This is a genomic window from Catenovulum maritimum (assembly GCF_001050375.1).
Taxonomy (GTDB): domain Bacteria; phylum Pseudomonadota; class Gammaproteobacteria; order Enterobacterales; family Alteromonadaceae; genus Catenovulum; species Catenovulum maritimum.
On sequence record NZ_KQ130493.1, the window covers coordinates 111,318 to 122,740 of the forward strand.

Genomic DNA, 11,423 nt, shown 5'->3' on the forward strand with positions numbered 1-11,423 from the left:
AAAAAAAATGGCTCAAAAGAGCCATTTTTAGATTAGTTTATTAACTCGCGGATTCGTAAATCTGCTTAAGCCTTGGTATTGACGAATTCGTCAACTTCGTTAGCTGCACCCATAATAACAGGTACGCGTTGATGCAAGTCAGATGGCATGATGTCTAAAATTCTATCTTCACCTGTTACTGCTTTACCGCCCGCATTTTCAACTAACATTGCCATTGGGTTTGCTTCATAAAGTAATCTTAACTTTGAAGGTTGGCCTGGGTTTTTCGTATCACTTGGATAAAGGAAAATCCCACCTCTTTGTAATACTCTATGAACATCACCAACCATAGCGCCATTCCAGCGCATATTGAATCTTTTACCTCTTGGGCCAGTTTCACCCGCGATTAATTGATTAATGTACGCTTGTGTATCTTGATTCCAAAAGCGCTGATTAGACATATTAATTGCAAACTCAGCAGTATCTGGTTCTATTTCCATTTCATCTTGGGTTAGCAAATAACCACCATGAGTTTGGTCAAGTGTATATAGACGTGTTGGACCGCCAGTTGTTAAAACTAATAAGGTCGAAGGGCCATATAAAACATAACCAGCTGCTAATTGAGCAGTACCTGGTTGAGCAAATTGTAATGGTGAGTCTGCTGGTACATCGTCACGTGCTGCATATATAGTAAAAATAGTACCAATTTGGCCATTAATATCTATGTTTGATGAGCCATCAAGTGGATCAAAGGCGACTATGTATGGCGCATCTTCAATACCCGCAACCACATCATCTTCTTCTTCTGAAGCTATGGCTCTGACATCAGGTGAAGATAATAAAATATCTTTAAGCAACTGATTTGACAATATGTCTAGCTTCTTTTGGGTTTCACCTTGAATATTTTCATCTAGTGAAGAACCTAAAATACCAGACAAAGCACCTTGGCTGACCCGAAAAGAAATTTCTTTACTGGCTGCTAAAATTGTTCGGATTACCATGATAAGTTCTAGCGGAACATTATCAGCCCTGAGCGTTGGGATGAGTCTTTTCATTAATATAATCTCGCTTACTTATAACGGTTTATGCAATTTAACTCTGCAAATGATTGTTCAAGTCGTTTAGTCATAGATTCTTCTGCTAGTCGCATCCAAACTCTAGGGTCGTAATGTTTTTTGTTTGGGTTATCAGCACCATCAGGGTTACCAATTTGAGTTTGTAGGTAACCTTCTTTTTCTTGATAGTAATTTCTAACACCACACCAAGTTGCCCATTGAGTATCTGTATCTATGTTCATTTTGATAACACCATACTCGATTGCTTCTTGAATTTCTTCTGCAGATGAGCCTGAACCACCGTGAAAAACAAAATTTAAGCTATTGTGCGGCAGAGAAAATTTCTCAGAGACATAGCTTTGTGAGTTTTTCAGAATTTCAGGTGTCAGTTTGACATTACCAGGTTTATAAACACCATGAACATTACCAAATGATGCCGCAATGGTAAAGTTAGGGCTAATTTTGCTTAGTACTTCGTAAGCATAAGCGACGTCTTCTGGCTGAGTGTAAAGTGCAGAGCTGTCGATGTTGGTATTATCAACACCATCTTCTTCGCCGCCAGTACAACCTAATTCAATTTCTAATGTGATGCCTAGTTTGGATAATTTTTCTAGGTATTTTGCACAGGTTTCAATATTTTCGGTTAAAGATTCTTCTGATAAATCAATCATGTGAGAGCTGAATAAAGGCTTACCCGTTGCAGCGAAATGCTTTTCGCTGGCTTCGATTAACCCATCAATCCATGGCAAAAGGTTCTTTGCAGCATGATCCGTATGTAAAAGAACCGGCACACCGTAAAATTCTGCAACAGCATGAATATATTTTGCTGCTGCTATTGCACCTTCAACTGCAGACCCTAATCCTTGATGTGTTTCTAATTTCTTACCTTTACCAAGGAAAAAAGCAGCACCGCCATTTGATAGCTGGATCATAATCGGAGAGTTGACCTTGCTTGCTGCTTCTAATGCAGCATTAACCGAGTGGCTGCCAATAACATTGACGCCTGGGTACGCAAAGTTATTTTCTTTAGCATAATTTAATAAAGCTTGTACGTCGCTACCTGTCGCAACACCAGGCTTAATTGATAAGATTGAATCTGACATAATTTCTACCGTTTTAATTGGTTAATTGACCTGCTCGCTAAACATATACCAATGTATCATGTTTAGCTTCAGCTAAGCCCATTATATCTGGGCTATCGTCCGGCTCTGTTCCATATCCGAACTTAATTCGTTTTGGTATTAGCTAGCTTGCTTTCGGATTAAATATCTAGCTAACATCTTTAAGATATAATAAGCATATTTCAACTTTGTTTAAATATGCTTACCGACGGTTGTTTTTGTTTACTTGATTAAATAAATTTATCGTTATTTCCCTGTGTCGTTCAGATCAAAATGTCACACTGATTTTTTCACTTTTTTCATAGCCAATGCGATGAGCGATGATTTCAATTTGATCGCCTCGCTTTAATTGCACTGGCTTTTTGTATATTGACCAAGAAGTGGCTTGGTAGCCATTTCTAATGATCCGATAGCCAATGTTTGCGCCTGGAGTTGCTGTCGTTATTTCTAGCATACCATGATCAGTTTTTACTTGTGGTTTAGCTGTCTTAGGTTTTTCATCCGCATTTTGCCATAATTGAGAAATTAGCGATCTTTCAGGTAAGTTAGGGTTATCGCCGATACTGGCTAGCCATCTATCCATTTCATCGCTTAATTCAGTCATGATTCTTTGGTATTTAGCCTGTCCAGCTAAATTGTTTAACTCATGCGGATCTTTTGTCGTATCAAACAATTCTTCTTTTGGCTTAGATTCTCTAAACCATTGTGCTTGGTATTCGGTTAATTTGTTCTCTGCTTTTAACCTTAATAGTTCTTGCATACTGGGTATTTTTTCACGGTAAGCGACCGGTAAATAGTAACCTTGCTCTGGGCGGTAATTACGTATGTATTTGTATTGCTTATTTTTAACTGCACGAATTGAATCCGTAAATCCGTCGAATCGATCGGCAGCAGCATGTATATATTGTCTTGGATTTGCGTTATCTAAAAAGTTCTGACCGTGCATGTTTGTCGGCGTCTTTATCCCCGCAATATTTAGAGTTGTTGGCGCAAAATCGATAAAACTAATGAGTTGATCATCTGTGGTACCAGCATTCACTTTATGTGGAAAGCGTATAATCAGCGGAACTTTTAGGCCACTGTCGTAAATTAAGCGTTTTTGTCTAGGTAATGGACCGCCATGATCTGAGTAGAAAAATACAATCGTATTTTCTAACAGATCATCATCGATTAACTGTTGTAAAACAGAGCCCATTTGTTTGTCTGTTTCAGCTAAATTATTATACATCTTCCACATGTCTCGACGAACCAATGGAGTGTCTGGCAAATAAGGTGGGATTTTAAAATCAGTTGTTTTAGCAATATGAACCGGCGTTTCAGCCTCAGTTGATTTGACTGAATGATGTTGAGGTAATTTGGAAATTCTCTCGGCATCGTCAGAAAAATAATGGCGAGACTCTATTTTTCTAAAACCATAAGGTTCGAATAAGCCTGACTCGTGGGTAGTGGTGAAATTAAAAACAGCAAAAAATGGTTGGCCTTCAGCACGGTTTCGCCAATGCGCGTAAGCTCCGCTTTCATCCCAGGCTGTGTTGGGTGGCGTAAATTGATAGTCTGTTTTTAAATTATTAACTGTGTAGTAACCCAATTCACGCATGTATTGGCTGAGCATCTTGGCATCAGCGGGTGGTACAGCTTCATACTTAGGTAATTTGGTGGTTTCCGTATCAGATGTGGTGCGCATATGATTTGCACCAATTGCCGATGGGTACATACCTAAAGCAAGTGCCGCGCGGCTAGGAGAGCAAACCCCCGATGTAGAATATACATTGGTGTATTTAACCCCTTCTTTAGCTAATCGACTAATGGTGGGCGTTGCCACAGTATGATCACCATAGTCCGGTATGATTGGACTCATATCTTCGACAACAAGCCATAGTATATTCGGTTTGTCTAACGTCTGATCATTCGCCAATAACAGAGTTGAAAATAGTGTTAAACCAGTGATGATAGTACGAAACAACATTTTTACGCTTGTAGGGGTTTTCATTATTACTCTGCCAAAACCATAAGTTCGATTGATTTAAATTGAATCGTGCTGTTCTCAGCTTGAATTGCGATATAACCCGATTTCATCTCGTTACCACCATAATACTTAGCTAGATGCTGTGATTTTTCATCTAAGATTGGGCGGTTGTATTCAAGTACATGCTCACCATTTATAAGATGTTTGATGACTTGGTTGCCTCTTACTTCAATTTCTACCGTTACCCATTGGTCACCTTTATAAGTGGCTGATGTCGATTTAATACAATGCTTTTCAATTAACTGGTTATTCATATAAACATGGCAACCTGGCGTGCAAAAGTTACCTGTGGGTCTAGCTTCAGTGTCTTGATTAGCGCCTAATAATTGGACTTCTATGCTGGTAGGAAACCTCTGCTCTAATCCCATTGATTCTGGTGGTTGACTATGGATCATAAAGCCGTTGTTCTTCCATGCATTTCTGTATCCAGGAAGTTGTTGCTCTAAAAAGCGATAGGTGGATTTTAACTTATAATGAGAGTAGGGCGTTTTGTAGAACAAATGACCAAACTCAAAGTTAAACTTTTTATATTGGTCATAGTTAGTCATTAAATAGCCGTCTTGCACTCTAAATGTATTTTTGTAGTTTTCACCCAGCGGATAGCCAGCAAATTTGGGCGTCCAACCGTCAAGTGATTTACCATCGAAAATAGACGTCCACTGGTTATCTTTGTTATGAGCCAATGCACTGTTAGCGAATACAATACAAAGTGATGCAATAATGAGTCGTTTGACTTGCATAAATTTTTTTATTTTTTTAAGCATATTTAGTATCTATTAAAGCGTATTACTAGCTAACAATTTGGCTGCGTAATCAGCCGCTCTTGCCGTAATTGCCATATAAGTCAACGATGGGTTTTGTGTAGCACAAGACGACATACAAGCACCATCGGTAACAAATAAGTTCGGTACGTCATGTGACTGAGACCATTTATTTAATACTGACACTTTAGGGTCATCTCCCATACAGGCACCACCCATTTCATGTATTCGATCTCCAATTTGTATATGCTGATCTTCAGGGGTTTCATTTATTTTTATATCTTGGCAGCCGCCTACCTCAAGTATTTCTTTAATATCGACACTTGCTTGTTTGATCATGTTACGCTCGTTTTGCTTGAGCTCTGCGTCAATATGTAAAAGTGGAATACCCCATTGATCTTTTTTGGTTGGGTGTAAACGAGCATGATTCTCAAAGTATGGCAGCATTTCACCGTACATTAATGCTAAAAACCGCCAATTACTTGGTTGATTGCTATTGTCTTTTACTTCAGCACCAATACCTATTTTTTGTGCGTGTGTGCCAGTATTACTTCTTTGTTGAGCGGTCGCTTGATAGCCATATCCCCTAATAAAATCGACACCGTCTTTTTGCTCGTGACGATAATTAGGGATATAAGTTGCGATAGGGCGTCTTCCGTAACCGTATTTATCCTCTACGCCTGGTACGTCACCATTTGCAATGACACCAGTGAAGTGATCCATTATATAGTGACCGACTGTTCCACTTGAGTTTGCGATACCATTAGGGAAGGTTTTAGATTTTGAGTTAAGTAAGATTTGGATTGATGCTAAAGCAGAAGCACATAAAAACACGACTCTGGCTTGATAGCTGCGCTTTTCTTTAGTGTTAGTGTCAATGACAGTAACACCTTTTGCTTTACCTGTCGTTTCGTCATAATCAACCGAATACACGATAGCATCTGTTACTAAATCAAGATTTCCAGTGCGTTTAGCTGCGGGTAAGGTTGCTGACAATGAGCTAAAGTAACCACCAAATGAGCAGCCTCTTTTACAGTAAGAGCGAGCTTGGCATTTGCCTCTTCCCAATTCCATTTGTTCTTGAGTCGGTTCAGTAATGTTGGCTGCACGGCCAATAATTAAGTGACGGTCGGTATATTTTTTCTTTAAATTTTGAGAAATCACTTTTTCCGCTGCGCTCATTTCCCAAGGTTTTTGGAATACACCATCAGGCAATACATCTAATCCATCTTTATTGGCTGAAACGCCAATAAAGCTTTCTACGTAATCATACCAAGGGGCTAAATCATCGTAACCAATAGGCCATGGAACGCCATGGCCATCTTTCGCATTGGCTTCAAAATCCTTTGGTCCCCAGCGTAATACTTGGCGGCCCCAAGTGACAGAGCGTCCACCTAGTTGGTAACTTCTAACCCATTTAAAAGGCTTATCTTCAGGGTAAGAAATTGGGTGCTCTTTATCATCTGTGAAAAACTGTTGTGTGGCTTTTTTGAAATAACCTTTACCGCGAATATTTGAATATCTGTCTTCTTCTTCGAGGCTTTCTTCTAATAAGTTACGGTTTTGGATTTCCCAAGGGGCTTGCATATCTGTGTATTCTGAACCTCTATGCTCGACATTACGGCCACGCTCGATAACCAGTGTTTTAAAACCTTTTTCACAAAATTCTTTAGCTGCCCAACCGCCAGTAATACCGGAACCGACGACAATTACATCATATACTTGGCTCATCCTAGGTAACCTCTTTTATTAATCTCATCTAACTCTGTTTTAGTGAGCGACCCTTTATAACCGCCAGGGACTAAAATAAAGTCTGGGTTTGCTTCTTCTGACGTGTAAAAAATATGAAAAATGATTTTTTTGAGTTTTCGATAACTTGCCGATAATTCAGTGTCTGTTTGTGCAAATGAATTGGCGTCTAATTGCTCAATTAATGCTCTTCGGTCTGACAGTGTTATCTCGGTGTAATACGCTGAAAAAGTATTTTTAGCAATTTGACTGATTTGATTTATACAGAAGTTAAATTGTTGCTTCGTCTTTTTCCCCGCCCAAGTCAGCATCATGGCATCTAGCACCGCAATTACATTTGCATCTGTTGCCCCTGGGGTGTTGGTTTTAGGGATCATGATTTCGGCTACATCTGTGAGCAGGGTTAATTGTTGGGCATTGAAATACTGACCATCAAGTTTGACCTTTTGCAATTGAATGGACTTAATTTCACTAGTCGGTAATGCACAGGCGGTTACTAGATAAGCCATCGAGCCAATTAATACTCTTCTACTTATTTTTATTTCAGACATATTTAACTCAAAAAATTATTATTTCGACTTACAAAAAATATACATAAATTATAGTAAAAATCAATCTAATTTGGTCAAAAGTAATTAGATTCAATCTAAACTGTTGCGCAAAAGTAACTTAAAAATTAGTGGCTAGAACTCTAATATTTTCGATTACTTAACTGTTTAATATAGGTTTATCATATTTTAATGCTATTCTCTTTGTGAAAATTTTGTTTTTAAATATGGAATTATCTATCTATATTACTTATCATTAACTCAATATCGGTCAATTTTGGTCAGAAAGGTTTATGTTTTATAAATTACTAGCGTTAATTTCTTTATGTACTTTTAGCCTGTATTCGGTAGCTTCTGAATGTTTAGCTCAGCAACAACCTAAAGTCAGTGTTCAGTTACATTCGGTTAAGCATATGGTAGTGGAAGATTTTGAAGGTACTTTAACCAAGTTGGCTAAAATGGGTTTTGCTGGCGTTGAGTTTGCTGGTCGGTATGGCCCCTATGCGAATGATCCTGTTGCTCTAAAACGTTTTTTAGATTCTTTAGGCTTGGAAGTGAGTGGGGCACATATGTCGGTTAAGCAGCTTCGAGGTGATAAGGGTATTGATAGACTCAGATTTTTGCAACAAATTGGCACTAAGCTTTTAATTATTCCGCATGATGGCAGAATCGATAAACCAGACCAAATTAATGAGTTAATCATTGAGCTTAAAGAGCTAACTAAAACGGTTGCTCAGTTTGGCATGCAGCTTGGGTATCATAACCATTCAAAAGAATTTAAGACTTTTCAACAATCTACTTTTTGGGATCACCTTGCGTTAAACACCCCAGACAATTTCGTTTTGCAGTTGGATGTCGGCTGGGCGAATTACGCAGAGCAAGATTCGATTGCTTATGTAAAGCGCTACCCAAACAGAACTTTAACCACTCATTATAAAATTAGAACTAAACCTCAAGATAAAGAGAAATCACTGCCAGTTATTATTGGGCAGGATACATTTAACTGGTCAGAGTTAATTAAAACAAACCAGCAATTTGGCGGCACACAATGGATAGTTGTCGAGCAAGAAGAGCATCCTAAAGGTTTTACCCCGTTACAGTCTGTGGCTGCTTCTAAAAAAGGACTAGATAAAATTATGAAAGAATTGAATAAAGCATGCTGGTAAGTATTGCAGCAAATATTTTAATTAAAACGTGCACATAAAATGGTAACTAAAATGATAAGAAATATTTATATATACATGCTGATAGTCATTCTATCAGCATGTTCGAGTAGCGAGTTGCAAAAATTTGTGACTGGCACAGATGCACCTAACAATTTATTGGTTGAAGGCAATCCAACACCACTAAATGTACATAACAGTAAACCGAGATTTTCTTGGCATGCAAACGTTAAACAACAGTTTGCCTATCAAATTCAAGTGGCTAGCTCAGTTGAATTGTTAAATGATCAAGAAATTGATCTTTGGGACAGTGGCAAAGTAAATAGTGAAGTGTCGTTAAATATTCCTTACCAAGGCAAAGTTTTAGCCGCAAACCAAAAAGCGGTTTGGCAGGTTAGAGTCTGGGCTGTTGGAGCAGAGCAGCCGACATCTTGGAGTGCCACAGGTACATGGGAAATGGGACTGGTCAATAAAACAGATTGGCAAGCTAAATGGTTGCAAGTAAAAGATAGAGTAGTTGCACAAGAAACAGAACAAACCATGGATTGGATGCTGAATGCAGCAGGTGTTCATCCAAATATCACAGAAAAATTCCCTAAAGCTAAACACAAAACACAATTAGGTGTGGTTGAACAATTAAAACAACAACCGACCGCGAGCTTGTTTAGACATGAGTTTAGCACTAAAGCTGAAAACCAATTAGTTCGTGCTAAATTGCATAGTACAGCGGCCGGTTATTACGAAATCTATATTAATGGTAAAAGGGTTGACGACAGATTAATGGATCCGGGTCAAACTGACTATGATAAGCGAATTTTATATAACACAGATATTGTGACTGATTTACTCGCATCAGGCCAAAATACCATTGCTGTTCATTTAGGTAGCGGCTGGTATGACGAAAATATTGCTTTTAGCCGTTGGAACAACCCAGATAAAAAATCTACTAAGCAAACTAAAAAGACCTTATCTTATGGTCAGCCTAAGTTTATCGCTCAATTAGAGCTAGTGTATCAAGACGGCTCAACCCAATTAGTGACATCTAATCAGGATTGGTTAAGCCACCCATCACCTATTTTAAAAGAAGGCCTCTTCTCTGGTGAATTATATGATGCGAATCAAGTTGTAAAGGGCTGGAATTTAAATAGTTCAGCAACGAATAAAATCAATGTATCAGCTTGGCAACCGGTAGAAGTATTAGAAGAATGGCCAACTAAAGTATTAGAGCCACAATTATTACCTGCAATTAAAGCAGTTAAAGAATTAAAGCCGGTTAAATTATATCAGCCAAGAAAAAATGTATGGGTGTTTGATTTTGGCCAAAACTTCACTGGCGTGCCTACGGTTAATCTTAAAAAATTAGGCTTAAAACCAGGACAAGCGATTCATTTACGTTATGGTGAATGGGCAGACGTTTACGGTAATTTAAGCCAAAAGTCAGGTGGCGGTGCACCATTACTTAAACAAGCAGATACTTATATCGCGTCAAGTGACGATAGTGATGAATGGACACCGACCTTTACTTGGCATGGTTTCCAGTATTTAGAATTAACCGGTATCGATTTTGAACCGGCACTGGATGTTGTTAAAGGTCACCTAGTTCGTAGCTCAGTTGAAATTGCCGGTCAATTTAAAAGTTCGAACCAATTAGTTAATCGTGTTCATGATATGGCGTTATGGAGTTACGAAGGTAACTTAATGGCTGTACCTATGGATTGTCCGATTCGTGAACGTGCAGGTTGGACGGGAGACGCCCATGCTGCGTTGATCACGGGTAACTATAACTATAATATGCAAAATTTCTGGGAAAAATACCTAGGAGATTTTCAAACGGCAACTTATGTTGCACCTGCAATTGTGCCAGGTAAACGAACGCACGGTGGTAATTATGATTGGGCTGTTGCTGAAGTGATCATCGCTTGGGAGCATTACCGCCATCATGGTGATATCCAAGTATTAGCCGATCAGTATTCAAGCATGCTTAAATTTATGCGATCGGCTGAGTCTAAGTTAGATAATTCATTATTAAGAATGGGTTATGGTGACTGGTGTGACCCTGTGTTAAAACCCGGTATGACAAGAAAACGTTGTAATCCTGAATATACTACGCCGACTATCACTAGTTCTGCATTTTTAGCGCACGGCGCAGATTTAATGGCAAAAATATCAGGCTTGTTAAATAAACCTGAAAAAGTTGAGCATTTTAGCAAGTTATATCAACGCATTAGTGAGCAATTTAATAAGGAGTTTTATGATGCGGAAACTGGTCATTATGGTAGTCAAACAGCTGATGCATTAGCATTACGCTTTGGTATAGCGCCAGAAGATAAACGTCAATCTGTCGCAGATGCTTTAAACAAAGATGTTGTTGAAAAATGGAATGGCCATGGTTCAATTGGTGCGTTAGGTCAAACTTACGTTTATTTAGCCTTAAGCGACTATGGTTATGGCGACACAGCATATCGAATCTTTACGGCAGAAGGTTATCCTGGCTACAAGTTTCAATTTGAAACATTAAAAGCGACTACTTTATGGGAGCGTAAAGGTGTATATGACCCTGAACTTGATCCAGAGCGTAAAAACCCTCATGGTCGTTCGTTAAACCATCCATTCCATAGTGGCTATGACGGCTGGTTCTATGAAGGGATTGGCGGGATCAGACCTTTAGGCGATAACCCTGGCTATCAACATTTTCAGTTAAAACCTGTATTTCCGGTTGATTTAGACTGGGCTGAGGTAAGTTATAAAACGGGTTACGGTAAAATAGAAAGCAATTGGAAAAGGGATGGTAAATCAGTGAAATGGCAGTTTACAGTGCCGAATAACACCAGTGCGAAAGTCACTTTACCGGGTAAAGAAACTCAAGTTTACCTAGCTGGTGAGTATAGTATTCTCATTGAAGAGTAATTCATTTTAAGCGAATTTAACCCAACTGTAATAGAGTAGTCTAAATACCGCTCTGATATAACAATTCAAGCCCTCTGGTATCTTTATCACAGGGCTTTTTTGTTTAAAGAAACC

Annotated in this window: 8 protein-coding genes; 2 read left to right on the forward strand and 6 right to left on the reverse strand. The window is 38.7% G+C overall.

Going from position 1 to position 11,423, the window contains the following annotated elements; genetic code table 11:
- Positions 1 to 65: 65 nt before the first annotated feature.
- From XM47_RS12440 to XM47_RS12465, 6 genes are all read right to left on the reverse strand, one after another.
- The gene (locus XM47_RS12440) at positions 66 to 1,034 is read right to left on the reverse strand and encodes a class 1 fructose-bisphosphatase (RefSeq protein WP_048692976.1); all 969 of its coding nucleotides are present in this window, start codon (positions 1,032 to 1,034) and stop codon (positions 66 to 68) included.
- Between the two features lie 14 nt (positions 1,035 to 1,048).
- On the reverse strand, positions 1,049 to 2,137 hold the full coding sequence (gene fbaA / locus XM47_RS12445) for a class II fructose-bisphosphate aldolase (protein ID WP_048692978.1): 1,089 nt from the start codon (positions 2,135 to 2,137) through the stop codon (positions 1,049 to 1,051).
- A gap of 286 nt (positions 2,138 to 2,423) precedes the next feature.
- Entirely contained in the window at positions 2,424 to 4,145 is a 1,722-nt protein-coding gene (locus tag XM47_RS12450; RefSeq protein WP_053084563.1) for a sulfatase family protein, read from the reverse strand.
- Positions 4,146 to 4,147: 2 nt separating this feature from the next.
- Positions 4,148 to 4,945 (reverse strand): 3-keto-disaccharide hydrolase, encoded by a 798-nt coding sequence (locus XM47_RS12455; RefSeq protein WP_216595990.1) that lies wholly within the window; start codon positions 4,943 to 4,945, stop codon positions 4,148 to 4,150.
- 12 nt (positions 4,946 to 4,957) lie between these two features.
- Complete coding sequence (locus XM47_RS12460; RefSeq protein ID WP_048692983.1) at positions 4,958 to 6,673, reverse strand: GMC oxidoreductase; 1,716 nt, start codon at positions 6,671 to 6,673, stop codon at positions 4,958 to 4,960.
- The gene (locus tag XM47_RS12465; protein WP_048692985.1) at positions 6,670 to 7,242 is read right to left on the reverse strand and encodes a gluconate 2-dehydrogenase subunit 3 family protein; all 573 of its coding nucleotides are present in this window, start codon (positions 7,240 to 7,242) and stop codon (positions 6,670 to 6,672) included. The genes XM47_RS12460 and XM47_RS12465 overlap by 4 nt, the downstream gene beginning before the upstream one ends.
- 290 nt (positions 7,243 to 7,532) lie before the next feature.
- On the opposite strand from XM47_RS12465, the gene XM47_RS12470 reads away from it, so the two are divergent.
- On the forward strand, positions 7,533 to 8,405 hold the full coding sequence (locus XM47_RS12470) for a sugar phosphate isomerase/epimerase family protein (RefSeq protein WP_048692988.1): 873 nt from the start codon (positions 7,533 to 7,535) through the stop codon (positions 8,403 to 8,405).
- Positions 8,406 to 8,456: 51 nt separating this feature from the next.
- Complete coding sequence (locus XM47_RS12475) at positions 8,457 to 11,309, forward strand: family 78 glycoside hydrolase catalytic domain (protein WP_048692989.1); 2,853 nt, start codon at positions 8,457 to 8,459, stop codon at positions 11,307 to 11,309.
- The last annotated feature ends 114 nt before the right edge of the window (positions 11,310 to 11,423 follow it).